This window comes from Proteus sp. TSJ240517, from assembly GCF_047921575.1.
GTDB lineage: Bacteria > Pseudomonadota > Gammaproteobacteria > Enterobacterales > Enterobacteriaceae > Proteus.
On the sequence record NZ_JBLRMH010000007.1, the window covers coordinates 146,933 to 171,941 of the forward strand.

At 40.4% G+C, this 25,009-nt stretch carries 19 protein-coding genes; 13 read left to right on the forward strand and 6 right to left on the reverse strand.

Features of this window, described 5'->3' with window-relative positions; translation table 11 throughout:
* The first annotated feature begins 309 nt into the window (after positions 1–309).
* From ACNARN_RS12995 to ACNARN_RS13050, 12 genes are all read left to right on the forward strand, one after another.
* Positions 310–1,815 carry a VWA domain-containing protein gene (locus ACNARN_RS12995; protein WP_416304536.1) on the forward strand — a complete coding sequence of 502 codons (1,506 nt, stop codon included), beginning with the start codon at positions 310–312 and terminating at the stop codon, positions 1,813–1,815.
* Between the two features lie 581 nt (positions 1,816–2,396).
* Positions 2,397–3,872 (forward strand): SrfA family protein, encoded by a 1,476-nt coding sequence (locus ACNARN_RS13000; RefSeq protein WP_198626281.1) that lies wholly within the window; start codon positions 2,397–2,399, stop codon positions 3,870–3,872.
* 3 nt (positions 3,873–3,875) lie between these two features.
* Positions 3,876–6,860, forward strand: a complete 2,985-nt coding sequence (locus ACNARN_RS13005; protein WP_198626280.1) for a virulence factor SrfB — start codon at positions 3,876–3,878, stop codon at positions 6,858–6,860.
* A 2-nt stretch (positions 6,861–6,862) separates the two neighbouring features.
* Entirely contained in the window at positions 6,863–9,571 is a 2,709-nt protein-coding gene (locus tag ACNARN_RS13010) for a putative virulence factor (RefSeq protein ID WP_232799437.1), read from the forward strand.
* Positions 9,572–9,574: 3 nt separating this feature from the next.
* Positions 9,575–10,591: a hypothetical protein gene (locus tag ACNARN_RS13015; RefSeq protein WP_416304537.1), complete on the forward strand. Its 1,017-nt coding sequence runs from the start codon at positions 9,575–9,577 to the stop codon at positions 10,589–10,591.
* A 9-nt stretch (positions 10,592–10,600) separates the two neighbouring features.
* Positions 10,601–12,604 carry a vWA domain-containing protein gene (locus ACNARN_RS13020; protein WP_416304538.1) on the forward strand — a complete coding sequence of 668 codons (2,004 nt, stop codon included), beginning with the start codon at positions 10,601–10,603 and terminating at the stop codon, positions 12,602–12,604.
* The gene (locus ACNARN_RS13025; RefSeq protein WP_198620112.1) at positions 12,604–13,296 is read left to right on the forward strand and encodes an ABC transporter ATP-binding protein; all 693 of its coding nucleotides are present in this window, start codon (positions 12,604–12,606) and stop codon (positions 13,294–13,296) included. Before ACNARN_RS13020 ends, ACNARN_RS13025 begins: the two co-directional genes overlap by 1 nt.
* On the forward strand, positions 13,277–14,512 hold the full coding sequence (locus ACNARN_RS13030) for an ABC transporter permease (protein WP_349443219.1): 1,236 nt from the start codon (positions 13,277–13,279) through the stop codon (positions 14,510–14,512). Before ACNARN_RS13025 ends, ACNARN_RS13030 begins: the two co-directional genes overlap by 20 nt.
* The gene (locus ACNARN_RS13035; protein WP_198620114.1) at positions 14,502–16,058 is read left to right on the forward strand and encodes a formylglycine-generating enzyme family protein; all 1,557 of its coding nucleotides are present in this window, start codon (positions 14,502–14,504) and stop codon (positions 16,056–16,058) included. Before ACNARN_RS13030 ends, ACNARN_RS13035 begins: the two co-directional genes overlap by 11 nt.
* A 26-nt stretch (positions 16,059–16,084) precedes the next feature.
* The gene (locus tag ACNARN_RS13040; protein ID WP_109373735.1) at positions 16,085–16,768 is read left to right on the forward strand and encodes a hypothetical protein; all 684 of its coding nucleotides are present in this window, start codon (positions 16,085–16,087) and stop codon (positions 16,766–16,768) included.
* A gap of 17 nt (positions 16,769–16,785) precedes the next feature.
* Positions 16,786–17,274 (forward strand): hypothetical protein, encoded by a 489-nt coding sequence (locus tag ACNARN_RS13045; protein WP_232797604.1) that lies wholly within the window; start codon positions 16,786–16,788, stop codon positions 17,272–17,274.
* Between the two features lie 255 nt (positions 17,275–17,529).
* Positions 17,530–18,093, forward strand: coding sequence for an Ail/Lom family outer membrane beta-barrel protein (locus ACNARN_RS13050; protein ID WP_198620115.1), 564 nt, complete (start codon positions 17,530–17,532; stop codon positions 18,091–18,093).
* Between the two features lie 134 nt (positions 18,094–18,227).
* Here ACNARN_RS13050 and chbG read toward each other — a convergent pair whose 3' ends face one another.
* From chbG to ACNARN_RS13080, 6 genes are all read right to left on the reverse strand, one after another.
* Positions 18,228–18,992: a chitin disaccharide deacetylase gene (gene chbG / locus ACNARN_RS13055; protein ID WP_349443220.1), complete on the reverse strand. Its 765-nt coding sequence runs from the start codon at positions 18,990–18,992 to the stop codon at positions 18,228–18,230.
* Positions 18,993–19,028: 36 nt separating this feature from the next.
* Complete coding sequence (locus ACNARN_RS13060) at positions 19,029–20,384, reverse strand: 6-phospho-beta-glucosidase (protein WP_198620117.1); 1,356 nt, start codon at positions 20,382–20,384, stop codon at positions 19,029–19,031.
* A gap of 160 nt (positions 20,385–20,544) precedes the next feature.
* Positions 20,545–21,402 (reverse strand): transcriptional regulator ChbR, encoded by an 858-nt coding sequence (gene chbR / locus ACNARN_RS13065; RefSeq protein WP_198620118.1) that lies wholly within the window; start codon positions 21,400–21,402, stop codon positions 20,545–20,547.
* Position 21,403: 1 nt separating this feature from the next.
* On the reverse strand, positions 21,404–21,751 hold the full coding sequence (gene chbA, locus ACNARN_RS13070; RefSeq protein WP_088494268.1) for a PTS N,N'-diacetylchitobiose transporter subunit IIA: 348 nt from the start codon (positions 21,749–21,751) through the stop codon (positions 21,404–21,406).
* A gap of 60 nt (positions 21,752–21,811) precedes the next feature.
* Positions 21,812–23,170: a PTS N,N'-diacetylchitobiose transporter subunit IIC gene (gene chbC / locus ACNARN_RS13075; RefSeq protein WP_416304539.1), complete on the reverse strand. Its 1,359-nt coding sequence runs from the start codon at positions 23,168–23,170 to the stop codon at positions 21,812–21,814.
* A 94-nt stretch (positions 23,171–23,264) separates the two neighbouring features.
* Positions 23,265–23,591, reverse strand: a complete 327-nt coding sequence (locus tag ACNARN_RS13080) for a PTS sugar transporter subunit IIB (RefSeq protein ID WP_069369489.1) — start codon at positions 23,589–23,591, stop codon at positions 23,265–23,267.
* A 453-nt stretch (positions 23,592–24,044) separates the two neighbouring features.
* On the opposite strand from ACNARN_RS13080, the gene ACNARN_RS13085 reads away from it, so the two are divergent.
* Positions 24,045–25,004: a siderophore ABC transporter substrate-binding protein gene (locus ACNARN_RS13085; RefSeq protein ID WP_198620120.1), complete on the forward strand. Its 960-nt coding sequence runs from the start codon at positions 24,045–24,047 to the stop codon at positions 25,002–25,004.
* Positions 25,005–25,009: the final 5 nt, after the last annotated feature.

Below are 25,009 nucleotides of genomic sequence, written 5' to 3' on the forward strand. Positions count from 1 at the left end.
GATGCTCTATGTGCTATATCAATATTCACCAGTACTCAATAAGAGAGATCGGCCAATTTGCGATCTTTATCTTTAACATAAATGCGCATCCTAATGGGAGTGAAGATAAATAAGCAAATGAATTATTTCCCCTGTTAAAATAGAGAAATAAATTGAGCGGATTTAGAAATAAAATTTAATTTTGTCTTATATTAAAAAAGTGAACGCTTTAATTTCACCTTTTTTATAAAACCGTTATAGTCAATAATATTGCTATCTTAATTTGCTTTCTTTAACCGAATATAGCCGTCACATAAGGCTCTCTAAAATATGAATCGAATCTCACGATTAACGGCTGATATTACCCGCGCCGATTTTGCCTTAACGCACCAACAGCAATTACTTCAATTGCTAACTCAACACTTTCCGACTAAGTATCGTTCTCTATTTGCGACGCCAGAGAAAAAGTCGGATGACGTGATTGAGTGGTATTCTCCTGTTTCTGGTAATCCTATCGCCTTAACGTCGTTACAAGGACAAGAGCAGCAAGAAATAAGACGTATTTTAGATGAACGCCTTAACGATATTAAAACGCAAACGGCGCTATTAGCATCGCAAAATAGAATTACGGATGAAGAGCGCCATCTTTTAGATACAGCATCGACGCTACCTGATAGCGAAAGTGTCTATATTATTAATGGGCAACCCGTTATTACATGGTGGCCACGCACAACACCATTACCGCCACCTATTGCACAAGTCACCGCAGGCGCAAGTGCCGCAGCTGCGGGTGCCGCGCTTGCCGATGTACCCGCCAAAACACGTAATCGCTGGTTACGTTGGCTATTACTCTTCTTATTCTTGCTGTTTTTAATTTTATTGGCGTCTTGGTTAAAAGGCTGTTTTGATCCGAAAGCGGTTCCTCCTGTGGTTGAAGAGAAACCTGCCGTTGTCATACCGCCAAAACCAGAGCCTGTTCCTAAGCCAGAGCCAATCCCTGAACCCGTTCCAGAACCTGTACCGGAGCCTATTCCTGAGCCTGTACCAGAACCTGCACCAGTGCCCAAGCCTGTGCCAGTGAAAAAACTCACTCCATTAGAAGCTTGTGTACAAGATGAATTGAAAAAAGCGGGTGTGACAGAGAAAGCCGCAAATACAACCTGTGAAAATCGCTTAGCCAGTAAAATTAAACAAATGTGCCCCGCAGATCGCCCAGCGGAACTTGCACCTCAAGTGATCCTTATCTTTGATGCCTCTGGTTCTATGGCGCTGAGCATGAATTTAACGGAGAGTGATTTAGACTATATCGCTTCAACTGGACAACTTTTCCCAGGTTATGATGCCGAACCTCGACGGATCACAACCGCAAGAAACGCAGCAATAAAAATCATTAATAACATTCCGTCAGATATGAAAATTACCACCGTTGTGGCATCTGACTGTGGTGTTGTTAAATCAAGCCCTGCTTATGGTGGTAATGAGAGATCAAAATTACTCAGTTACATTAAACGTATTGAGCCCGATAGTGGCACACCATTAGCCGAGTCTATCAAGCGTGCAGGTAATTTAATTAAAGGCAATAATCGTGACACCATTATTGTATTGTTATCAGACGGTTTAGAGTCTTGCGATCAAGACCCTTGTGCCGCAGCCAGAACCTTAAAGCGCGCTCACCCTCGCGCCGTCATTAATGTGGTGGATATTTTAGGTACTGGTGCAGGTAACTGTGTGGCAAATGCCACTGGCGGTAAAGTCTTCACGGCGCGTAATGCGAATGAAGTCAGTTTAATGACTCGAAAAGCGATTGAAGATTATATTCCAAAGAACTGTAAATAATGATTGATTACTGTTTCTAATATTTAACTCACCCTCTTTGGTTTCACATTGAGGGTGAATTTTTTTCACGTATTACGTGTATTTTATTATTATATTGAAGTTCACAAGCTCTATATCTTATCTATTTAAGAGCATTCCTTAATTAGGTATTTTTTTCCTTTTTTATTTCCTCATTATTCAGAATAAACCTATTTTGTGATTATTATCACAACAGTTAGATGATCATTAATAGTTTATTCTTTTATATTTTGTCTTTTTTTTCTTCTATTTCATTATTTTTTAATGTAAAACTCAATATCTCGGTGATTTAATCCATATATTTAAGAAAATATAGCGCAACCTGTAACATCATTATTTAATTATCATAATCGTTACCTTAATATTCCCTCTTTCACTCAAGAAAAATAAAAAAACCTTTAATAATAATCAGTTAATCAACCCTAAATAATCCGCTAGATAGACACCCAATTTCTGATAATATAAAATGTATATCAATTTTATATCTTTATTTTTAGCCTTAAAGCCTATTTACGGATAAGCCAACTTACCCATAGATAATCTTGCCTAGCGGAATGATCGTCGTGAATAAAGCATTCTTACGAAGTGGTAAATTAGAAAATTACCTCCCTATGGGAGAAAATGGACAGGCTGTTTATATCTCGGCACTGCAACTACGTGAAACTCTACGTTTAAGAGGAAAGGCACATATTTCTCAATGCCTTGCTATTCCTCAGCCCAATGAAACAGGCGAGCGTATTGACTGGTATTCACCGATTGACGGCTCTGTTATTCCTTGGTCTGCGGCTTCAGAAGAAGAGCGCACTGCCGCTTATGCTCTACTGAAAAAGAATCAAGATGATTTAATCGCCTTTAGTGAACAAGAACAGCAAAGAGCTGGAAATAAAGAAAGCCAGCTTTTTGGCGCCCTGCTCAGTAAAACTATCCAATTTCCTGACGAAAACCATATTTTTATTGTTGATGGACAACCGATTATTACCTTTTGGGGGTTTGTCAGCGCCAATCAGCAACTTAGAGTTGATCCTGTTGCTTGCTTAAAGCCAGCGGTTGCGCCAATCGCACCAACATCACCAGCGGTTCCACCAGCCCAAGAAAATATCATCATTACTGACACTAAGCGTCCTTGGTGGCGTTTTTTATGGTGGCTGTTACCTTTATTATTACTTCTACTCGCTATTTTCTTCTTAAGAGGCTGTTTTTCAACGCCAGCGTTACCTACGGTCGATATTAAAACGCCAGATATTGAAGCGCCTAAATTGCCAGAACCTACGCTTGAAAAACCGAAAATCCCCACAGTGGTAACTAACGGTCACACCGTCGGTGTGCCAACAGGCACTGTTCACACTGGAACATTAGGCACTGTAGATACGAATGGAAATGTGATTAATGGCACTGACGGTAACGGTGCAGTGGTTGATCCTAATACGGGTTTACCTGTGGTTGATCCTCAAACAGACAATAACCAAGGTGCCTTACCTGAAGGAACATTGCCCGAAGATGCACAACAACCGAATGTACCACCCGTTGATCCTGCGGCACAAAATGAGCAACCGAAAACAGATAACAACCCAAATACAGGAAATGAGAGCAACACGCCTAACCCTCCTGTTGATCCCAATGCTCCACCCGATGTTACACCGCCTACGACAGTTGATAACACAACACCACTGACCATTCCTGCGAATGCATTAGCGAATGGCTCAACCCAATTCCTAAATGGCCAATGGAAAGCAGGGGCGGGGATCCAAGATCAAAAAACAGGTAAGCCACTGAGCCTAAATTACCAACTCGATAATGGCAAAGGACAAGTCGTAATGACTCGCAGTGATGGCGTGACCTGCAAAGCACCTGTCAACGCAGCCGTTAATCAAGGCGGATTAAATATTAATAACCAAGGTCAGGCTCTGTGTAGTGATGGCTCAAACTATTTGATGCCAAACATTATTTGCCAGCCAGGAAGCCAAAATATTGCTGATTGCCAAGGAAAATATGAGAACAGTCAGCCATTCCCATTATCAATGAAGCGGGAGAATAACTAATTCATGTTAGCGCCACTGACCGATTATAAAGATAAAATTACCCTTATCCGAGACAGTAATATTCAGTTTCTGGATTTCGGTTTTAAGCTACCACAGCGCAAAGAGTACGGTGAGTTTGTTAAAAAAGGCGAAAACGGCCCGTTAATGCGACTCATCTATAATGAACGAGATGATAACTATCTTTATCCTGCACCTAAAAATCAGCCTCAAACACCGAGAGAAGCTGAATTTAGTTTCTCCCTTGAAGAGTCATTAACACTATTAAATGACACATGGCTACCAGTGCCATTTTTCCGTTTTAATCCACCACGCGCATTCTCTCAAGGCCCTGATAACTGGGTAAGAATGATGTTCCATCAACTGCCAGAGCCCGATGAAGATGGACATACACACCGTGTTGTTGTGGCATTTGATACCCGTATTGAGCCTAATCGCGCCAATACTGCTTATCTTGCACCAAACGAAGAAGATGTTCGCTCTGGTGTTGCTTTTGCGCTGGCCTATTTAGGTTATGAAGTTGAGAACTTCCTTGAAACACCGTGGATTGATGGTTGGTTAAAGGAAGTCTTTAGCGAAAGAGCGCTGGCTGTCACCAAAATGTACCATGATGAACTTGAAGAGGCGCTCAAAGAGTTTCAACATCAAGCACATTACCTCAATTTACTCAATATATTAGGTGAGAAACTACACTTACCTGAAATCAAAATTAACGAAACTAAACCACAAGAGCCTGCGATTGAAGTTGATCTTATTCTTGATGTGGGTAACTCACGCACTTGTGGGATCTTAATTGAAGATCATATCAATGATAACAAAGGGTTAACGCAACTCTATGAAATGACACTGCGTGATCTAAGCCATCCTTATCAAATCTATAATGAGCCATTTGAAAGCCGTGTTGAATTTGCGCAAGCTGAATTTGGTAAACAAGATTTTTCAGTTAATAGCGGTCGCAACAATGCCTTTATGTGGCCCACCATTGGTCGCGTTGGCCCAGAAGCCAATCGCATGGCAGCGCAACGCTTAGGAACTGAAGGTTCAACAGGTATTTCAAGCCCTAAACGCTATTTATGGGACGACTCGCCTTATTCGCCGGGTTGGCGCTTTAGTCGTTCTTTTGGTCAAACAGACAGAGAGCCACTGGCGACTGCTGTGCCGATGACTTATCTTCTAAACGATCACGGTGAACCGTTATTCCGTTTAGAGCCTGATGATCGCATGCCAGTATTTACGCCAAACTATACTCGCAGTTCATTAATGACCATGATGTTAACCGAAGTGTTAGCGCAGGCATTAACACAAATGAACAGCCCAGCTCAACGCCTTAAAATGAGTCACGCAAGTGCGCCTCGTCAATTGCGCAATATCATTTTGACTATTCCACCTGCAATGCCAAAACCAGAGCGCGCTATTTTTGAGACGTGCATGGAAAACGCATTAGGGCTAATTTGGAAAGCCATGAATTGGGACCCGACTGACGAAAAATTGCGTTTTGACGGTAAAGATGAACAATGTCGTATACCGATGCCAAACATCCATGTGAAATGGGATGAAGCCACTTGTGGCCAGTTAGTTTATCTCTACAACGAAACTCAAATTAAATTTGGTGAGCGTACTGAAGCCTTTTTTGCCAGCCAAGTGCGTGAAGATAACCGCACATTAACGGGTGATAGTACATTAAAGATTGCCTCAATTGATATTGGCGGCGGAACAACCGATCTCGTTATCACACGCTATAAATTGGATACGGGTACAGGTAGCAACGTCAAAATTATTCCAACACAGTTATTCCGTGAAGGATTCAAAATTGCAGGTGATGATATTTTATTAGATATCATCCAAATTTGTGTGTTGCCTGCATTACGCACAGCATTAACGGATGCGGGTATTTCTGATGCTGATGCTCTGATGTCTTCTCTTTTTGGCAGTGAAGGTTTAGATGCAGGGCAACAAGTGTTGCGCCAACAGCTTACCCTACAAATCTTTAATCCGATTGGGTTAAAGATTTTAAGCCAATACGAAAACTACGATCCCTTAGTTCCTCATGAAGGCATTAACAGTACTTTTGGTGAATTACTTAACGTTCTACCGACAGAACATGTACGTCGTTATATTGATGACGCAACCAATAAAGAGCTTGGTGGTGGCGACAGTTTCTCCATTTTAAATGTGCCTGTACAAATTAACTTTGCGCAATTGCACGCTGAATTTATTTCAGGTGAACGTATTAATATCACACGTAGTTTAAAAGCACTGTGTGAAGTACTTTATTACTACTCCTGTGATGTTTTACTGCTGACAGGCCGCCCTTCTCGTTTACCGGGAATTCAAGCGCTATTAAAAGTATTACAGCCTGTACCGCCTTCTCGTATTCTGCCATTACACGGCTACAAAACAGGGGGTTGGTATCCATTCAACAAAAAAGGCCGTATTGACGATCCAAAATCAACAGCGGCAGTCGGTGCAATGTTGTGTTTAATGGCTGAAAATGCACGTTTACTCAACTTCTACTTCTCGACAGGTAACTTTAAGACTTACTCAACAGTACGTTATTTAGGGATGTTGGATAACAACAACACTATTTCCGATAATGACGTTTACTACCGTGATATTCAGGATAAATTTGAGCCTGATCCTGATACCTATTTTGAAGTCAGAGGCGGAATACGCTTAGGTTTCCGTCAATTGGATAATGCCCGTTGGCCTGCGTCTCCACTTTATACCTTACGCATTAAAAATCCGAAATTGGCACAGCAACTTAGCCAAGAAGACAGCGTATTGCATATCAAGTTGGGAGAAGAAAGAGGTGCCTCCGGCCATAATGATGACAATAAATCTGAAAAATTACGTATTGAAGAGATGGAGCTTATTAATGGCAAAGGTGGCGTTAATAAGAACGGTTTAAGCTTCAAACTCAATACGTTAGCAGATAGTGGTATTGGTGAAACATCCTATTGGCTGGATAGCGGGAGTGTATTAGGTAAATGAATATGATGGATGAAAAACAGTTAACAGCCAAATGGGATGCCATTTATCAAGGCGCAGGTAAAGCCATTGATTGGGTAACGGCCGTAAGAGGTAATGCACCTCGTTTAAATACCGAAGCCGATAGCCTTATCTATCGTCTGCGCCGTAGCCGTAATATGGCGAAAAATCTCAGTTTAGCGACACAACGACCAATGTCTGTGGGCTTTTTTGGTCTGTCTCAGGCAGGAAAATCGTACCTGATTTCAGCACTTGCCGCAGGACAAGAAGGCCGATTAAGAACGAGCATGTCAGGTAAAACCCTTGATTTTATCGACCACATCAACCCACCGGGTGGCGGTAAAGAAGCCACTGGCTTAGTGACTCGCTTTAGTCGCAATGCCACAAAAGGTACGCAAGAGTTTCCTGTCGAGCTACATCTTTTCAGCGAAATTGAGATTGTTAAAATTCTCGCCAATGCTTATCTGTATGACTTTAATCAGGAAAAAATTGAATTTGAATTAGATGATGAGAAAATTTCTCGTTTAATCAATTCATTAAGCACACAACGCAGTGCGACACCTGTTGCGGGTATTACTCATGATGATGTTGTTTCATTATGGGATTATCTGCAACGCCATGCGGAAAAAAGCCAGAAAAAACTGGCGACAACCTATTGGCCTAAAGCGATTGAATTAGCGCCTTATCTCAGCATTGCGCAACGCGCTAAACTCTTTTCTGTGTTATGGGGCGATATTGCAGAGCTGACATCCGCTTATCAACGTTTTAGCACCACACTGGCTTCTTTAGGTAATGCATCTCTTGTTTTGGCTCCGCTCTCTTCTTTAGTCAAAGAACAAGACGGCGTGTTAGTACAAGCAGACAGTATTATGAATGTGGATATGTTAGAGCGTCTCAATACTGCCAATGATAGCCAGATCAGCATTTGTCCTGTTCATGGCGATCGTATTGATGCCCCTGTCACATTGTCATTAGCCGAATTAACTGCACTGACGGTTGAATTAGTCGTCCCATTATTAGATGCACCGAGTAAGGCTCTATTTGAACACGTTGAACTGCTTGATTTTCCGGGCTATCGCGGTCGTTTAGGCGTTGAAACTATGGCGGATGTACGTCGTCAGGTCAACGATGACAGCGCTAATCCTCTGGCACAGCTTATTCTTCGGGGTAAAGTTGCCTATCTGTTTGAACGTTATACCGATAACCAAGAGATGAATGTACTTGTGGTATGTACCGCATCAAACAAGCAATCAGACGTAAAAGAAGTCGGTGCAGTTCTCACAGAGTGGATCAATAACACGCAAGGTAAAGATGCATTAACACGCGCTAAACGCCCTTCTGGTTTAATTTGGGCAATGACCATGTTTGATATGCGTATTACCAACTCATTAACCCTGAATGAAGCGTTATTGCGTCAATCATGGGGTAAAGGTGGCATGATCAAAATGGCCATGTTAGAGCGCTTTGGTCAATATGAATGGATGTCATCAGATTGGATCAATGGTGAAGCCTTCAATAACACCTTCTTAGTGCGTAAACCAGGTGTACCTACCCCATTTATTCAAATCAGTAATGGCAAAGAGACTGTCTTAAACGAGGACAGTGTTTCACAATTACATCTGATGAAAAAAACCTTTGCTGAAGACGAAACTGTCCAACGCTATATTCGTGAGCCAGACCAAGCATGGGATGCTATGTTGTCGCTTAACGATGGCGGTATGCAACGCCTTGCCGACTACCTTGAAACCGTTGCGTTAAAATCACTGAAACTTGAACGTATTAGTGAGCAATTGCAAGAAATTCAACGTGATTTAATCGGTCATCATCTTGAAAAATGGTATCAATCAGGCGGTGAAGAAGAGCTCCAAGTCAAACGCCGTAACGCAGCCACTATTTTACGCTTTATGCAAAGTCGCCCTTATTTGCAAGGTGCTTTACTGGATTACCTGTTGCCTTCTCGCAAATCACTCTACGATCTATATATGCAAGAAAAAGAGGTTATCGATACGCTTTCAGATAACAAAAAAGCGACTCAAGCGCCAGTTTCTGCCTTTGCAGCTATAGAGCAACCGACTTTTGATCTCTTTAGCGATGCCCCGATTTCTCTAGAGCCTGAAGAAGATGAAGCCCCTAAAGGTCACGGCAATGAGGTTACCTATCCTAAAAAAGTGATGGCATTATGGATAAATCATCTGCGTAGCCTGCCTGATAACAGTACCTTGTTAACCTATTTAGGCATTGACCAAGAAATTATGGTGCTGTTAGTTGATGAGCTTATCACGGCTATTAATCGCCTAGGTGTTGAACAACGCATGTTGAAAACCCTTGCAGGGACAGAAGCCATTGCCCGTCGTGATGACTTAGCCGAACAGCAGTCATCTCGTGTTTATAATGTGCTGGGTGATTTTATTACTTGGTTTAATTTCAAAGATAACGGTGTTGAGAAGCCAGATAGTAAAATCAATGTCGGTCATAAAATCTTTGAAAAACCCGATAACACTAGCGTGCAATGGGGTGAGGATGAGCGCTTAGTTCGCTTACCTACCAACCCTGTTAACTACACCCTTTTATTTGTAATTGATTGGCTTATCGCTTTATCAGCGATTATTACTGAGAATGCGGGGCATTCTGCGGGAAGAGAGATCAGTGCTGAACAAAACGCACTATTAGGCCAAATAATTCAAACCATGAAATCATCCGTCGTGGAGTCATAATTCGTGTTTAATCCAGAATTAAAACCCGTACAACCTGCTCGTCCTGGCTTTGCGGTATTAAGTATTCGTAATTGGGAAGGTGACGCTTCCCCTGTTTATTTAAGCATTCAGCGTAACCAAGATCGCTATTTCTTAAATGATAAAGGGGAATGGGTAGGTAATGCCTTTTTCCACCAGCTTTCACTTGAAGATGCTGATGACGGTTATCAAATCGTTCTTGATAAAACGTTGGTTGATCCCCTCGTTAGCAACTTACAAATGGCGTATCAATTTACGTTGAAAGACGATAATGAAACACAAGATATCGGGCGATTACGTATTCGTGATGGCGTATTAGCCTCACAAGCGCAAGGTCAAAGTGAAGCATTAAAATCAACGGCAACATTAGATAATCAGCTTGTTCCACCGGCTCCTATTGTTGAAGAAGCGCCACAGGAGCCAGAGCCAGAACCTATCAAAATTGGATCTGAAGAACCAGAGCCAATTATCTCTGAAATCAAAGTAGATGAACCGCCACAGCGCCCAATACCACCCGCGCCGAAAAAATCAAAAATTGGCTTAATTTTAGCCATTATCTTGATTTTAATTTTAGCAGGTGTCTTAACATGGTTCTTCTTACTAAGAGGTAATCCTGCTGGCGAGCCTGCGCCACAGCCGACACCAGAACCTACAACCCCAAGTGTGTGTAGTGTTGAAAACATGAAATCTGGTACTGCATTAGCCTTTGTACAAAGCTGCATACAGAGCCAACCAGATAGCAAAACTATCCTTGCAACGATTGAACAAGCAAAACAGAACAATCAATGTGATGTTGCTCAACGTTTATATGCTTATAAAGCACAATCAGGTGATGTTGATATCGCACTGAATTACGCTCGTGAATACGATCCAGAAACCGCATCAGCACAAGGTTGCTTTAGTGCAGACAAAGAAACAGCTATTTATTGGTACGAAGCGGTTCTAAATCATGACTCACAAAACAGTGACGCAAAAGCGCGTCTTGAAGCTTTGAAAAAATAGGAAAGTCGCATGAAAAAGGCGCATTGGCTTACTCTTATTCTCAGCGGTTTAATTCTAACAGCACCAACAAGTGCTGAAGAGAAAAAGCCGCTATTACAAGAGGGTAAAAAAACCCTCTATCAACGTGTATTAACTTATCCAGGTTGCCAAGTTGCTGACAAGATTGGCGCAACAGGGAAAGAGCAACCTGCATTTAGCCGTTTTTATGTTTATCAGCGTCAAAAACAAGGCGCCAATGAGTGGCTACAAGTTGGCCCTGATAGCTTAGGTCATATTAGCGGTTGGATGAATGCAAGTTGTACATCAGAGTGGAAAATGCAGTTAACTCTCGCATTTACTAACCCTGCGGGTCGTAACCCAATGCTGTTTTTCAAAGATAAGCAAACGGTTGAAAGCTTACTTGAAAGTCCAACCCCTGAAAAACAGTACAAGCCCTTTTTAGCAGATATCAAAAACCAAAAAGTGAATCCGGCTGTTTTAGCAAAAGAGCCTGATTATATGATTGATCAGAAAAGTAATTTCTATCTACTGCCTGTATTAGGCTCAGATGAAGTCTTTACTGATGCTGGCTATAAAGTGCGAGTGCTCAATGTGGCTTCTGTCTCTTCACAAACCAAAGACAGCAAAGACGCACAGAATGCGAATGCTACTGCAAACAGTGCAAAACCAGCAACACCTAACAGCAAAGATGCTGACAATATGATGCAAGGTTTTTCTGCCGCAGTAGTGTTTGTTATCGACTCAACAATATCAATGGATCCTTACATTGATAGAACCAAAGAAGCGATTCAAAAGGTTTACGCACAAGTCGAAAAAGACAACATGTTGGATAAGGTCAAATTTGGTTTAGTGGCATTTCGCTCTAATATCAAAGCCGTTCCTGCATTGGAATACGACAGCAAAATGTTTGTTAATCCCAATGATGTCAAAGATGGCCCTGACTTCCTCAATAAAGTAAAAGAATTACGCCAAGCGAAAGTCTCAAGTAGCCGTTTTGATGAAGATGCTTATGCGGGTGTAATGCAAGCCCTTGATGATGTTGATTGGACACGCTTTGGTGCGCGTTACGTTATTTTAATCACCGATGCAGGCGCATTAACGGGAGATGATCCTCTTTCATCAACTAAGCTCGATGCTGAACAAATTCGCCAAGAAGCCGCTTATCGCGGTGTTGCACTTTATACACTGCATTTAAAAACGCCATCAGGTGCAAAAAATCACGCTTCTGCACAAGCACAATATGAGGCGCTAACGCTCAATCCTTTCTTACACAAATCGCTTTACTACCCGATTAATTCAGGGGATATCAATAGCTTTGGTCGGATGGTCGATAGCCTAGCAACCGCTGTAACCACTCAAATTCAAACGGCTTATCGTGGTGAAGCGGCTGTGGGTAGCGCACTAAATGCTGATCCTGCTTATAGCAAAGACAAAGAAACAAACACCTTACTTAACGATGCGCACGATTTAGGGTATGCCATGCGTTTAGCCTATTTAGGTGAAAAACAAGGCACTAAAGCACCACCTGTGTTTAAAGCATGGATAAGCGACCGTGATTTATTGCAGCAAAATATCCCAACTACAGAAGTACAGGTCTTATTGACTAAAAGTGAGTTGAGTGATTTAAGCGATGTCATGAAAAAAATCGTTAATGCTGCTAATGAAGGTTTGATCTCTCCAGACAATATGTTTGCCGATTTGCGTTCGATTGCCGCCACAATGGGTAACGATCCAAATCAAATCAAACAAGGTTCAGCAACCAAATTAGGCGAAATGGGCTTACTCGGTGAATACATCGAAAACCTCCCTTACTTAAGTGAGGTGCTTGGTTTAGATGAAGAAACGTGGAAAAGCTGGGATGGCCTTGAGCAAGAGAAATTTATCCGCCGACTCAATACGAAGTTGCAATATTATCAACGCTATAACGAAGATGTTGATCGTTGGATATCCCTTGCACCACAAAGCGATCCTCGCGATCACGTTTATCCTGTTCCACTGGAAAACCTGCCTTAATGATCCAGATTGAAGGCATGGCAATTACGCGTGGTGATGCGCAACACGGCTTTCGTGTTGCGCTTCCTTCATTGACCCTTGAGAAAGGGGAAATCGGCGCACTAACTGGCTTAAGCGGTTGCGGTAAAAGCACCTTATTGGAAATGTTCGGGCTGATTTTACGTCCCGATGAATTAACCCATTTTCAACTCAGTGATGATTTAATTATCACGCAAGCGGTGTTGAATAATGAACAAGCGCAACTCTCATCATTACGTGCTGAGAAATTGGGTTTTATGCTCCAAAGTGGCGGGTTACTTCCCTTTTTAACCGTCATGCAAAATATCCAATTACCTCGTAAAATGTTGGGATTAACACTGCACTCTTCTTGGCTTGATCACGCTATTGATCATCTGCAATTACGCCCCTTGCTTAATCGCCTTCCTCGCCAGCTCTCCATTGGTGAACGTCAACGCGCTGCGTTTATTCGCGCAATCGCCCATGAGCCAGCTTTATTACTTGCCGATGAGCCAACGGCCGCTCTCGATCCCCATAATGCACAAGCGCTATATGCATTGATTGTGGAGATGGTAAAACAACTCGATATCTCTGCGCTGGTTGTTAGTCACGATTGGTCTTTAGTCGAGCGTTTTGGCTTCAGCCACTATCACGCACAACTAGAAGGAGGCGGTAGTGTCTTTATCAAACAATAGCGCCAATCCTAATCGCCTTGGCTTACTCAGTTCACTCGCTTGGCGAGACTTAATTTATGATCGCAAAGTCGCTCTCTGTATTGTGTTCTCTTTAGTCTCAGTTATTGCACCACTGTTACTGCTATTTGGACTAAAAAACGGCATTGTGACGCAGCTTCACAACCAACTGCTAAATGATCCTCGTAACCTTGAAATACGTATGTTAGGCAATGGTAATTATCCACAAAGTTGGTTTAATGAGATTGCACACAAAGAAGAGGTTCGTTTTGTTATCCCATTAACTCGTAGCTTAAACACACAAGCCGATATTGTGATTGATGGGCAACATTTTATTGATAATGCGGAAATTATTCCGACAGCAGAAAACGATCCGTTATTAGAAGGTGTGGCTATTCCCAAAAATGCAGACACCTTAGTACTTTCGTCCAATGCCGCTCAAAAACTACAAGCAAATGTCGGCGATAGTGTGCGCTTATTTATCAGCCGTAAACTTAATGGCGTTAATGAGCGCGCCAAACGCACCTTTACTGTTGGCGCCATTATCAGCGATAGCAAATTTCCAAGAGCGGCCGCTTTTGTTTCTCTTGATGTTTTAGTGGCAATGGAAGATTACCGAGATGGTTATCAAACGCCGCTTTTTGGCATAACACAAGGCACTGAAGCGAAACCAAGAACTCAATTTGCTAAAGCTCGCCTTTATGCAAAAAATTTAGATGCCATTGCACCACTAGATGATTGGTTTAGACAACAACACATTGATGTGATGACACAAAAAAGCCAAATAGAGTCTGTAAAAGCCATCAGCTACGTTCTTAACGTTATTTTTTCCGTGATTGCTTGGGTATCACTATTAGGCTGTATTGCCTCATTAATTGGCGCCTTCCTTGCCAATATTGATCGCAAACGTAAAGACATGGCAGTACTACGCCTATTGGGTTTTCGTCAATTTGCAGTTTCTTTATATATTGTGTTGCAAGCGCTGTTATTAACGAGTGTTGCCTTTATTTTAGCCCTTGGGCTTTATGGTATCGGTAGCACCTTATTTACCACATTATTAGGCACACATTTACCTGAACAATCCTTTGTCTGTCAGTTAACATTATGGGATTTATTGATTGCCATGTGCAGTGCCTTACTTGTGGCTTTAGTGGTGGCAAGCATTGGTGCATTACGTGCCGTTTCGATTGAACCTGCGGAGAGCTTACGTGAAATTTAATTTATCACTTCTAACTTTATCATTCGCGCTGTTATCTAGCAGTTTTACCGCATCTGCCAAATGGGATGATAAATTCGTTAACCCAAAAGCTTTGCCTGATGATGTGATCTTGCCTTTTCCTTGTGAAGGTTCAATGGTCTTTCGCCAAGTCACTATTCCATTAAGCCAACCGCTACAAGACTACAGTGTGACATTAGGGCAAGAAGGCGATGAATGGGGTTATTTGGAACAATCACGAGCAGAACATATTGCGGGTAGCTTTCCATTAAAAGGTAAAGAGAAAGGCCGTTACTACCTTATGGCAAAATACCCCGTTACCGATCTGCAATATAACGCCATGCAGAGCGTGATTAACGGTAAAGAGTGCCCTGTTGCGTCAAATAAATTACGTTTACCAAAAGTGAATATCAGTTGGTATGAAGCAATGCAATTTGCAGACCAATATAACCAATGGTTAAGAAGCAAACATCCCGAAGCACTACCTGTTGAAGATGGCGCAAAAGGTTTTGCAAGATTACCGACAGAAACGGAGTGGGAATTTGCGGCGCGTGGTGGCTTAAAAGTGTCTGCCTCAGAATTTCGTGATATGCGCTTCCCGATGCCAGAAGGCACCAAAAACTATATTTGGTCTGCGGGCAGTCAATCTGCGAATGGCTCTTTACAGTTAACCGGTTTGTTATCGCCTAATCCACTAGGCTTACATGACATGCTCGGTAATGTCGCTGAAATGATGTTTGAACCCTTTAGATTAAACAAACTCGACCGCTTACATGGGCAAGCTGGTGGCTTTATTGTGCGTGGTGGTAGTTATCTCACCCCAGAAAGCGATATGCGCAGTTCATGGCGTCAAGAAGAGCCTTATTACACCAATACCGGTGCAAATAAAAACAAATACACAGGCTTTCGTTTAGCGATTGTCGCGCCAGCATTGACATCGAGAGACAAAATCAAAGAGATCGAAAAAGAGTGGCAACAACTGGGCAATGAGAAGCCCGCTAACGATAAATCAAAAACCAATAGCGATAACTCGATTAATAGCCTAAATACGCTCTCAACCCAGGTGCAAGATGAAGCACTGAAAAAGCAGTTAGCTGAATTGAAAAATACATTACGCGCAAATGCCCAACTGCGTGATGAGCAACGAGATCAAGCTATCCGCACATCACTGCAATTGGGTGCATTTTTATGTACCAAATTAAAAGATGATGGCGAGTTCTACGACAGATTAATTGCATTACATGAAAAAAATTGTCCTGCGGGCACAAAAGATGCCACTTGCGAACGACGCCAAGAGCAAGTTAACGAACATAAGAAAACCCTCGACTTTGTCGTGAGTTATTACGCAGACACATTAGTGGATATGGCAACAACTTATGATGCCTCTTTGGTGAAACCACAAATTGACGTTGTACGCCAATTGATGGAAGCCAGAGGAAAATCAAATTTAAATACGTACCTTTCAACGTATATGCAGGGACTCCAAGGATATTGGGCTAACGGTAAAGTTTCACGGAACGAATGGCTTGAAGCGTGCAAAAAACAATAACAGAGACTTGGGATAATAGGTGTGGTATGAACAAACAACTTATGGCAGTACTTGGCATTAGTGCTGTGCTTGCCCTATCAGGATGTCAAAGTAATAGCGGTACTGACCCTCGTTTGAAAAATAACAGTGATATGGAGTTTTTCAGCAAATCAGGCATTACGGCTTGTGCGGGTGGTGCGGCGATTGGTGCATTAGGCTGTTTAGTCTCAAACTCCAGCAATAAAGGCGCATGTATGCTTATTGCTGCAGTTGCGGGTTGTGGTGTCGGTATTGGTGCAAATGCCTATTTAGACAATAAACGCCAAAACTATGCGACGAAAGAAGAGATGCTCAATTCAATGATTGCTGATATTCGAAATGAAAATCAGCGTTTACAGAGTGCCTCTAACACAGCGAAAGCGGTTATTGCTGATGATAAAAAAGCCATTGCAAAAATTCAGCAAGAAATGAAACAACAACGTTTAAATAAAGAAGCTGCAGAGAAACAACTGAAAGGTATTGATGCCAATATTGCAGCACTGCGTTCTCGTTTAGCAGATATGAAAAAACGTGAAGGTGAGTGGCGAGATATTGCAGCGCAGAGTCGTCAAGATGGCTTAAAAACAGCGCAACTTGATAAACAAATCGATGGGATGAAGAAGCAAGTGACCTCTTTACAAGAAGAACTTGATAGTCTTTATACTCAACGGACAGCAATAAAGCTTAGTTAACGTTAAAAAGGATGATAATGAAATTTTTACCTCTTTCCCTTGTTGGCATGACCTTACTATTAAGCGGTTGTGTCACCAATCCCGCTGATTGTGATCCAACAACGGGTGATGTCAGTATAATTACTAAGTTTAACTGTAATTATTCAGGGACTTACGACAATCGTGTCGAGCAAAAAAAAGCTATTCTCGCTAATGAGAAAGCATTAAATACAGAGTTTAAAGCCGTTCTTGCTGCCATTGAGAAAGAAAAGCAACAAACCAATGCCTCTCTCAAAAGTCAGCAAGCTAGCCAACAAGCATTAAACCAATCAATGAATAATCTGTTAAATCAAATTCGCCAAAAAACGAAAGGGCAAAATGATATTCAAAAACAGATCAATGAAATTGACAAACAAATGAAAGCGGCACAAAACAATCCATCAAAATCAGTGATGGAAAAACAACTTGAATTAGAGAACTTACAAAATCAAGTCATTAACCTACAAAGTGATTTAGGTCTTAAATAAGCCTAAAAAGGCTCTCTATTATTATTTAGAGAGCCTTTTTATTTAATTCCATTCTTATTTTTTATTTATTTTCATAGTGATTTATATTATCAAAATATTATTTATATAATCTTAATAACAACTAATAGACCTCTTTAATAAAACAACCGCATTTAAGCTAACGTGTTATTTTTTATTCCATTTGAAATGGACTCATCATTATAATTCCATCGCTTAATAATACATTCTTATTATTTAAATTATGGGATATAACTAATGAAAACAAAATTACTATCAACTTTATTTATTACTGGTTTATTGGCTACATCTTCGGCTTATGCTCAAAATGAGATTAAATTAGATAAAACAACACTTTCAGCGGGTTACGCACAACTTAAAATGGAAGGCCAAAACCCTATGCATGGTGGTTCTCTCTCTTTACGCCAAGAGCTGAATCAGCAGGTTGGTATTTTAGCCACCGCAACTTATGCACAAAATGAATATGACTTAGATAAGCCAGTTAAAAAAGTACTGCGTGATATTAATGCCCGCTATTATTCTGTTATGGCTGGCCCTACATTACGTTTAAATGATTTTTTCAGTGTCTATGGTGTTGCAGGTATTAGCCAAATACAATTTAAGAATATCGCTGACAAAGATATCGCACAAAACAAAATCAAGAAGAATGCCTTTAGTTGGGGTGCGGGTATCATTATTAATCCTACTGAAATGCTATCTATGTCTGTGGGTTATGAGAATAGCCGCTATAAAATGAATGAATTAAGCAGTAACCGTTTAGTCATGGATGGTTTTATTGCCAATATTGGTTATCGCTTTTAATTAAATTATTATGACTTAATAAAAACACTTAAAAACAAAAAGCCTCTGCTTTATAAAAACAGAGGCAAATTAACGCAAAAAAGATCCACACTAGGGAATAACACAGACACCGATTGTCTAAACAACTTTCTAAATCATTTTATTAAATCTTGATAAGTGCCTAGCTGATAACCTCGTTCCACAATCGCTTGTTTTAACGTGATATCTGTTAATACTTCAAGCTCCGTTAAGCGCTGAAAGCAATAACCACTTGCACGTAACGAATTATCAATAAAAGCAGGATGTGTCATCACTTCAAGAGAGTGCTCACGACGTGCTTTTGATTCATCAAGCACCTTTAAAAATAAAGCCTGTGTGATTTCATCACCATAAAACTGGCTATCGAAACCCTCACTACTGATCACACCTTGAGTATCAATGCCCTCTTTTTGCGCTAAAGGTCTATCAACGCGCATTGGTAACGATTTTTCTTTGGCAAATTCCGCCACAATAGGAAAAATTTGCTTGAACATATGCACATGATGATGGCTATCAATATGGTCTGGTTCACAACCAAAGATCTCAATAAAACGCTGATATTGAGCGCTAAGCTCAACACGTATTTCATCAAGTGGCAAATTGCCCTCTTCTGCCATTTGCCAGACCCATTTCCCTAGCACACCTTCACGCGTTAAAGAAGATAAAGGAGACAGCGGTTTACCCATCGTCAACGTAAAATGAAGCCCAACACCTAATCCAGGCAACTCATGACGCAATTGTGCTGCATGTTTAATTCCTTCAGCATTGACAAGTGCCGTTGTTGAGCTAACCACGCCATGACGAAAACACTCTGCAATACCGTAGTTTTGACCTTTACTTAGCCCGAAATCATCCGCATTCACAATTAATAAACCAGCCATTCTGTCTCCTTATTACTTATTTTTATCTACTGACAATTAATGAGAGGCTTTTTCTAACTCAGCAATTGCTTTGGCAAAATTAGGTAGATGTGCTTTATGTGCTAATAACATTTCACGCGTAAGTACTTCTGCATCTTTATCTGAAAGTACTAACGGTGTTAAGTTCATCGCTAATAAAGCATCATTTAATTCGCCACTAATAGCCGCTTTGCTGGCCGCGATTTCAAAGGCTTTGATGGTATGAATTAATCCCATCACTTTTTCATCAAAATGTGTTAAACGAGGATGAGGTTTAGCGCCATCACGCCCTAAAATAGCAGTCACTTCAATTGACCAATCTGCTGGAATATTATCGATATGACCATGATGTGGAATATTCACATAATGCTCAGCTTGTTTATCATTATAAATAGCATTAATCACTTCACAGGCTGCATCAGAATAATAAGCACCACCACGTAATTCCAACTCTTTCGGTTTGATATTTAAATCAGGATCTTTATACAATTCAAACAATTGCTTTTCGACTTTTTGTACTACTTTAGCGCGAGCACCGCCTTTATAGTATTCACCCATTTCAATAGCTAACATCTCTTTTTGCTTGAAGTAATACAGCAAATAAGAGCACGGCAGCATATTAAGAGAGCGGATCAAGCCTTCACTAAATGGTAGATCAAAAATATTTTTCACAGAGCCCGCGGTTAATGTTCCTGAAGCCACACCATCTAATAATTCAGGGAAGCGAGACTGACCATTTACAATAACGTCTTTAATAAACACCATATGATTTAAGCCAAATAAATCAATGGAGAGTTCATCTTTATCCGTCAGGTTAAGAACATCTGTAATAAACATCTTCATACCGATTGGAATATTACAAACCCCAATAAACTTCTTAAAATTGGTATGGCGATAAACGGCTTCTGTCACCATGCCAGCTGGATTCGTAAAGTTGATGATCCACGCATTAGGGCAAATCTCTTCAACATCCTTAATAATATCGAAAATAACAGGGATAGTGCGTAAACCTTTAAATAGCCCACCAGCACCATTGGTTTCTTGCCCTAAATAACCATGACTTAAAGGAATTGATTCATCAAGCTCTCTTGCTTTCAATTGACCAACACGCAATTGTGTCGTGACAAAATCAGCGTCTTTTAATGCTTCACGACGATTAAGTGTTTTATAAATGGTTAAAGGAATATCCGCCTTTTTTACCATGCGTTGGCAAAGCTCAAAAATAATATCAAGCTTCTCTTGCCCTTCTTCAACATCCACTAACCATAATTCAGTGATGGGTAGTTCATGATAACGCTTAATAAAACCTTCTAGTAATTCAGGCGTATAACTGCTTCCACCACCAATGGTAACTACTTTTAATTTATGACTCATAAAATACTCCCATACAGCGTAATAGTGCTGTTATTTGTGTATTAATGGCGAAATTAAGGCGTAAAGAGCCATGAAGAAAATAAGCTTATTTTCTTCTTTCTCTCTATTTTCGATAAAATTAATCTTTATTGTTGATTAATTTCTTACGCTTAATAATGAATTAGTTTGTTTCTTTAATACTGTATAAATTTTTTCGATAACTATTTGGAGTCAGCGAAGTTATTTTCTTAAATGTCTTAATAAATAAACTTGGGCTGCTGTAACCTGCATCAAAAGCAATATCTGTTATCGAATAGTTTGTAATTTCCAATTGTTTTTTCGCAAAATTAATTCGAATATCATGAATAATTTGCATGGGTGTTTTATCGTAATAACGCCGAGTTGCTCGGGTTAAATATTCTTGTGATTTCCCTGATAACATCACCATATTCGCCAATGCATTTTCACCAAATTTTTGTTTGTCATGCATCTCGCTTACCGTGTCTTTCAGCCATAAGGGAATATCGTCTTGTGTTCTATTTTCTCGATGGTGTCGTAATCTATTCACCACATTAAAGGTGATAATTTCAATAAACTCATTAAATTCGGTATGGCGGAAATTCAGTGATCCAACAACCGATTCAATATAGGAAAGAAACTCATTTTTTAATTCATAAACTTGTGAGGCAACAAAATAAGAAGGCAGTAATGAGAGATAATGTTTATCAAAAAAGGCTTTGCTAATACCCACATTGAGAATACGAGTTGCACCAAATTCATAAAAACTTTGATGATGAGAACCAATGGGAATAAAAACAAAATCACCACGTTCGAGTAAAATCTTTTTACCATTTATCTCTTGATAATAGCGCCCTGTTAATACAATGGTGAATTCATAATAGTCATGCTGATGCAATCCACTAACACTTTCTGTTTTATTATAAATAAAGACATGAAAGTTTTTGCCATTAAATAGCTGATCTTCATAGACCATGCGTATTTCGCTTTGCGCTCTCAATGACTCCACCACGGTATTCATCTTATTTTATCTTCTCATGTAACTCGATTAATTCTGTCACCAACTCTCTGGCTAACATTGATGTCATTAAATGATCTTGCGCGTGAACTAATACCAAACTGACTTTCGTTTTTCCTACACCTTGGTCATCACCAATTAAACGAGTCTGTATTTTATGTGCTTCATTTAATGCTTCGCGAGATTGTTCCATTAATTTTCTCGCGCCATCAAAATCACCTTCTTTGGCTTTTTTTAACGCGCCATAAGCCACACTACGAGCTTGGCCTGAGTTAATGATAAGCCCCATAATGATCTCTTCAAATTCATCATCGGTTGCACTGCTATCAACAGCATTTTCAATATCTAACATCATATTTCCTCTTTGACACTGCAAGTGCAGAGAAGCCTCTGCACTTGTGTTTTCTATCACTTAAAATTTCAACGCATTGGCAATATCTTCTTCACTTTCTTCTTTTTCAATTTCAGTTTGCGCTTTATTTGAAATAATCACGAAAGGCAGATAAATCAGTGTGGCAACACCCAAGTTAAACAGTGCTAATAACAGTGCCGCAATACTACCGTTGGTATTAAAGAAAGCACCTAGTCCGGTTGGCATTGTCCACGGCGCAATATTTGTCACTGGTGGGATTATCCCTAAGTAATAAGCCGTCACCGTAATCGCAGCAAGAATAGGCTGAATAAGAATAAATGGAATAAACATCACTGGGTTCATAATCACAGGCAGACCAAAAATAATCGGTTCGTTAATTTGGAATAAACCTGCTGGTAATGCCAGTTTTGCCACTTGGCGATGATCGGCACGACGAGATGCGATAAAGATAGCCAGAATAAGTCCCAGTGTTGCCCCTGTACCGCCTAAGAAGATAAAGGAGTCTAACATTGGTTTTGCCCAGAGGTGGAACGTCTTACCCGCTGCCAGTGCCGCTTCCACTGAACCGTATTCGGTGTAAATTGACACGTTCTCTAACGCCCAAGGCGTCATAATGCCACTATCAAGTGCAGCAAGAGCGAGTGATCCATGAATACCAAAGAACCACAGTAGAGAAGTGAAGATAACATAAGCCCAACCAACCACAGATCCCATTGATGCTAATGGTGTTGAGATAGAATCTAAAATAATTTGATGGAAGTTCGTTTCATACGTTGCTAATCCCCACGAAACAATCCCCATGACTGATAAAATAATAAAGCCTGGAATTAATGCAGAGAATGAACGTGAAACAGATGCGGGTACGCTATCTGGTAAACGGATTACCCAGTTACGACGCACAATAAAGGTAAACATTTCAACCACAACAAGACCAATAATGATACCTGAAATGATATTTGCCCCGCCTAACCAATTAGCGCCGACTGCATAAGCACCACCTGCGTTATAAGGTGTTACTGTCATAAAGGCTGCAATGGAAAGTAAACCTGCTGCAATCGGGTCAACTTTACGCTCTTCTGCTAATGCCATTCCGATAAAGAACGGTGCCATCAACGACATTATACCCAATGTACCATTATAGACATTTCCCCCGATGGCTTTAAAACCATTGAGCGTTTCTATTGTTGATGCATCAAGGCGGATACCTAAAGAATAAAAGAAGGAGCCATCACCAAAACTAAGAAAAACGTTATTGATAAGTACAAACATTGCCCCTGCAAGGGTTAATGGCATTAAACGAATAAAGCCATTTTTAATCGCATTAACGTGAGGTTGCTTTCCAATTTTAACCGCAAAAGGAAGGAGTACCTTTTCAAGTGAACCAATAAACTTACTCATAGAAAAATACCCTTAAAATGCCGCTAATTGCTCGGCTTGCTGAAAAATTCGCTCTTTGACTGGAATAGAAATAATAAAAAAATAAAAAATAGAATTAATTTGTTGTTGCAGATGCTTTTTTAATAGAGGCGACAGCGGCTTTTAACACACCTAAGCCATCTACTTTTCCGTATAACAAAGAATCGATCACTTCGACCGGTTTATTAGGGAGTAATTTTTGGATATCAGGCAACATCCAGCTAATTTGTGGACCCAGTAAAATCAGATCCGCATCCTGTCCTTTTTGTGCTGCTAAGGTTTCAGGAAATGCTTCAATGACCACAGGCACCTCATATTTTTCTGCTTGTGCTCGCATTTTGGTCACGAGAAGAGATGTTGACATGCCAGCAGAACAAAATAAGTAAATATATTTCTTTTGCATAAAACCCTCTTGAGTTGGCAACGATTTACCCTAGAGATAACAAGGCTTTCTCTTGTGCATTCATTACTGTGTCAGTACAGAAACCGAAGTAAGATTAAAATAAGGATTGTTTCTGCTTGAATGAAGTATACGCAATGATACTGGTTAACGATATTTCTTATAGGTTCAGAATTGTCTCTCCTTGACCTACTCTTTTGACACTCTTCACAAATTGAGCAAATAATCTTAAGAGTTCTTTCACGTCACGAAATTTGTCTTTCTGATTAACACTTATGACTACTCGCAAAATTTCGCCATTTTAGTCAAGTTAATTCTTTATTATTATGAGAATGTGAATTAGTATCATTACTCTTTATGTTTTTGATGGTATTATCGTCTTCTTTGTGGATCGATATTTAGGCCACTGCTGTAAAGATCCGTGTTATTTCGTGTTGCAACAATATGGGAAAGAGAATGTTTAAAAAGTCATTAAGCCCACTGTTCTTACTGCTTTCTTCACTTGTTATCGCAGGTTGTGATAACGCTCAAGACACATCAACAACACAATCAGCAGAGAAACAAACTCTCACGATTGAACATTTCCAAGGGACAACTGAAATTCCTGCACACCCACAAAAAGTGGTTGTGATGAATATGGAAACCCTCGATATTATTGATGCATTAGGTGTTTCTATTGTTGGTCTTCCACAAACGAATGTTCATTTACCAAAATTCTTAGAGAAGTACACCAATCCGAACGATTACATCAATGAAGGTGCCTTATTTGAGCCAAACTATGAAAAGCTCAGCACAACAGCGCCTGATTTAATTTTAAGTGGTAGCCGTGCGCGTGATGCTTATCCTAAATTAAGTGAAATTGCACCTGCGATTTCAATGGATATCGATCCTAAGCGTTTTATTGAAAGCCTTGCTGAACGCACAACCACATTAGGTCAAATTTTTGGTAAAGAAGAGCAAGCTAAAAAATTATTGGCTGATTTCAATAGCAAAATTGCTACCGTAAAATCAAAAACCCCAGATGCGGGTAAAGCAATGGTGGTTTTAGTCAGTGGCGGTAAAATTTCAGCTTATGGGCCAGGCTCTCGCTTTGGCTTTATCTATGATGTATTAGGTTTTGAACCCGCTTATGTTTTTGATAGCCCAGGTTCACACGGCAACATCGTTAACTCTGAATTACTGTTAAAACTTAACCCAGATTGGCTGTTTGTCATTGATCGTGATGCAGCAATTGGTCGTGAAGATTCACAACCTGCCCAACAAGTTCTCGATAACGCACTGGTAAGAAAAGTAAACGCTTGGAACAAAGACCAAGTTATCTATCTTGATTCAAGCTCTATTTACATTTCAGGCGGGATCCAAACTTACTCTCGCTTAATGGATACCATTAATCAGGCGTTGGATCAGAAAAAATAAAATAA

Coding starts and splice junctions, on each gene's coding strand:
- ACNARN_RS12995 (WP_416304536.1), top strand. CDS start 310: ATGAATCGAATCTCACGATTAACGGCTGATATTACCCGCGCCGATTTT.
- ACNARN_RS13005 (WP_198626280.1), top strand. CDS start 3,876: ATGTTAGCGCCACTGACCGATTATAAAGATAAAATTACCCTTATCCGA.
- ACNARN_RS13010 (WP_232799437.1), top strand. CDS start 6,863: ATGATGGATGAAAAACAGTTAACAGCCAAATGGGATGCCATTTATCAA.
- ACNARN_RS13020 (WP_416304538.1), top strand. CDS start 10,601: ATGAAAAAGGCGCATTGGCTTACTCTTATTCTCAGCGGTTTAATTCTA.
- ACNARN_RS13025 (WP_198620112.1), top strand. CDS start 12,604: ATGATCCAGATTGAAGGCATGGCAATTACGCGTGGTGATGCGCAACAC.
- ACNARN_RS13040 (WP_109373735.1), top strand. CDS start 16,085: ATGAACAAACAACTTATGGCAGTACTTGGCATTAGTGCTGTGCTTGCC.
- ACNARN_RS13045 (WP_232797604.1), top strand. CDS start 16,786: ATGAAATTTTTACCTCTTTCCCTTGTTGGCATGACCTTACTATTAAGC.
- ACNARN_RS13050 (WP_198620115.1), top strand. CDS start 17,530: ATGAAAACAAAATTACTATCAACTTTATTTATTACTGGTTTATTGGCT.
- chbG (WP_349443220.1), bottom strand. CDS start 18,992: ATGGCTGGTTTATTAATTGTGAATGCGGATGATTTCGGGCTAAGTAAA.
- ACNARN_RS13060 (WP_198620117.1), bottom strand. CDS start 20,384: ATGAGTCATAAATTAAAAGTAGTTACCATTGGTGGTGGAAGCAGTTAT.
- chbR (WP_198620118.1), bottom strand. CDS start 21,402: ATGAATACCGTGGTGGAGTCATTGAGAGCGCAAAGCGAAATACGCATG.
- chbA (WP_088494268.1), bottom strand. CDS start 21,751: ATGTTAGATATTGAAAATGCTGTTGATAGCAGTGCAACCGATGATGAA.
- chbC (WP_416304539.1), bottom strand. CDS start 23,170: ATGAGTAAGTTTATTGGTTCACTTGAAAAGGTACTCCTTCCTTTTGCG.
- ACNARN_RS13080 (WP_069369489.1), bottom strand. CDS start 23,591: ATGCAAAAGAAATATATTTACTTATTTTGTTCTGCTGGCATGTCAACA.
- ACNARN_RS13085 (WP_198620120.1), top strand. CDS start 24,045: ATGTTTAAAAAGTCATTAAGCCCACTGTTCTTACTGCTTTCTTCACTT.